The 2,049-nt window shown below is 67.4% G+C and carries 3 protein-coding genes; all 3 read right to left on the bottom strand.

Features of this window, described 5'->3' with window-relative positions; genetic code table 11:
• Positions 1–246: 246 nt before the first annotated feature.
• From rpoZ to I73_RS06310, 3 genes are read right to left on the bottom strand one after another with little or no spacing between them, the layout of a single operon-like run.
• The gene (rpoZ, locus tag I73_RS06320; RefSeq protein WP_022979841.1) at positions 247–450 is read right to left on the bottom strand and encodes a DNA-directed RNA polymerase subunit omega; all 204 of its coding nucleotides are present in this window, start codon (positions 448–450) and stop codon (positions 247–249) included.
• Positions 451–496: 46 nt separating this feature from the next.
• Positions 497–1,117 (bottom strand): guanylate kinase, encoded by a 621-nt coding sequence (gene gmk / locus I73_RS06315; protein WP_022979840.1) that lies wholly within the window; start codon positions 1,115–1,117, stop codon positions 497–499.
• An 11-nt stretch (positions 1,118–1,128) separates the two neighbouring features.
• Positions 1,129–2,043, bottom strand: a complete 915-nt coding sequence (locus I73_RS06310; protein ID WP_026096384.1) for a YicC/YloC family endoribonuclease — start codon at positions 2,041–2,043, stop codon at positions 1,129–1,131.
• Positions 2,044–2,049: the final 6 nt, after the last annotated feature.

Raw genomic sequence — 2,049 nt, 5'->3', positions numbered from 1 at the left:
CCGCGAAGGAGCTCACCTCGGTCGGCGTGGTGCCCACGGCAGGGGCCATGGCCGGCAACTGGCGGGGGCGTCCCTGCAAGGCAGCAGGCAGCAGATCGGCGGCAAAGGAACGAATACCCATGGACTGAATTTAGCCCATTACCCGCATCTTCGGCGGTTTGGGCCTTTCCGGAAGAGGCGCCTGAAATGGAAACGGGCGCCCTCAGGCGCCCGTTGACTGCGGGTTTCCCCGTGCAATGCGTGCGATCAGGTCGGGACCTTGCGCAGCATCTCCACACCGACCTCACCGCCAGCGATCTCGCGCAGCGCGGTCACGCCAGGCTTGTTCTTGGAGTCGATCTTCGGTGCGTGGCCTTGGCTCAGCATGCGGGCCCGGTAGGTGGCCGCCAGCACCAGCTGGAAGCGGTTCGGGATCTTCTTCAGGCAGTCTTCAACGGTGATGCGGGCCATGGCGTGAAATCCTGACGGGTGAACTCTTCAAGAGGAGATGCGGCAATCAGGCCAGATCCAGGGCGGTGAACACCGTGGATTTGGCGCGCCGCTGCGTCACATACTTGAGACGCTGCGAATGGACGACGGTTTTCAGGTCGAAAAGCGCCGTCTCGAACAAGCCGTTGATTATAACGTAGTCGAAATGGCGGGCCTGGGCCACCTCGTGGCGGGCATTGACCATGCGCTGGGCGATCACGTCCGAATGGTCCTCGCCCCGTCGGCGCAGGCGCTGTTCCAGTTCCTGCCAGCTCGGCGGCAGGATGAAGATCAGCACCGCATGCGCGAACAGCTGCTTGATCTGCAGCGCGCCCTGGTAGTCGATCTCCAGCACCACGTCGTCACCGGCCATCAGCCGCTGCTCGATGCCCACGCGCGAGGTGCCGTAGCAATTGCCATGCACCTCGGCCCATTCGAAGAACTCGCCGCGGTCGACCATGGCCCGGAACTCCGCCGGGCTGACGAACCAGTACTCTCGTCCATGCAACTCCTGGCCGCGGGGCGCGCGCGTGGTGTGCGAAACGGAGACCTGCAGGTGCGAGTCGAGTTCCAGCAGGGCCTTGACCAGGCTGGACTTGCCGGCGCCGCTGGGGGCGGCCACCACGAAGAGATTGCCGGGGGTTTCCATCGGGGGCGTGCTCATTCGATGTTCTGCACCTGCTCGCGCATCTGCTCGATCAGGACCTTCATGTCCACGGAAATGCCGGTCAACTCCAGCGCGGCCGACTTGGAGCCCAGGGTGTTGGCTTCCCGGTGCAGTTCCTGGATCAGGAAGTCCAGGCGCTTGCCCAGCTCGCCGCCGGCCTTGAGCAGGCGCTCGATCTCGTCGAGGTGGGCGCTCAGGCGGGTCAGTTCCTCGGCCACGTCGATGCGGATGGCGAAGGCCGCCGCCTCGCCCAGGGCCCGGTCGCGGGCCGCCTCGGCGGACACGCCGTTGCCGCTGTCGCCGCCACTGGCCAGGGCCTCCTGCCAGCGCTCCAGAAAGCGCTGTTGCTGCTTCTGGACCACGGCCGGCACCAGGGGCTCGGCCTGGGCGGCCAGCGTGCGCAGCGTCCCGATACGGTCCAGCAGCATGGCGACCAGGCGCTTGCCCTCGCGGGCGCGGGCCTGCTTGAGGCTGTCGATGGCCGCCTTGGCCGCCTGCTGCACCAGTTCGTCCAGTGCTGCCGGCACCGCGCCCGTGCTGGTGCCGCGGCACCACTGCAGGGCTTCGTGGACGGACAGCGGCTGGGCCTTGGGCAGCCAGCTCTGGACCGAGGTCTCCAGCCGGGACAGGCGGTTGAGCTGATCCGGCGTGGGCTGGGGCAGGGCGTCGTCCGCCGCGCGGCCCACGGCAGCCCGCAACTCCACCTTGCCGCGGCGCAGCGCGGCCGTCAGCAGCTCGCGCAGAGCGGGCTCGGCCTGGCGCAACTCGTCGGGCAGACGGAAGGCAATGTCGAGGAAACGGCTGTTGACCGTGCGGACTTCCACAGTCACGCCGGGCGCGACCGTGTCGGAGTCTGTAACCGGTGCCGCGCTGGCGCTGGCGAAGCCGGTCATGCTGTAAACTGGCATGAAGCT

This window comes from Ideonella sp. B508-1 (assembly GCF_000333615.1).
In the GTDB taxonomy this organism is placed as follows: Bacteria; Pseudomonadota; Gammaproteobacteria; order Burkholderiales; family Burkholderiaceae_C; genus Ideonella.
Note: the sequence above shows the minus strand (reverse complement) of the source record. Positions and strands in the feature narration are given on the sequence as shown.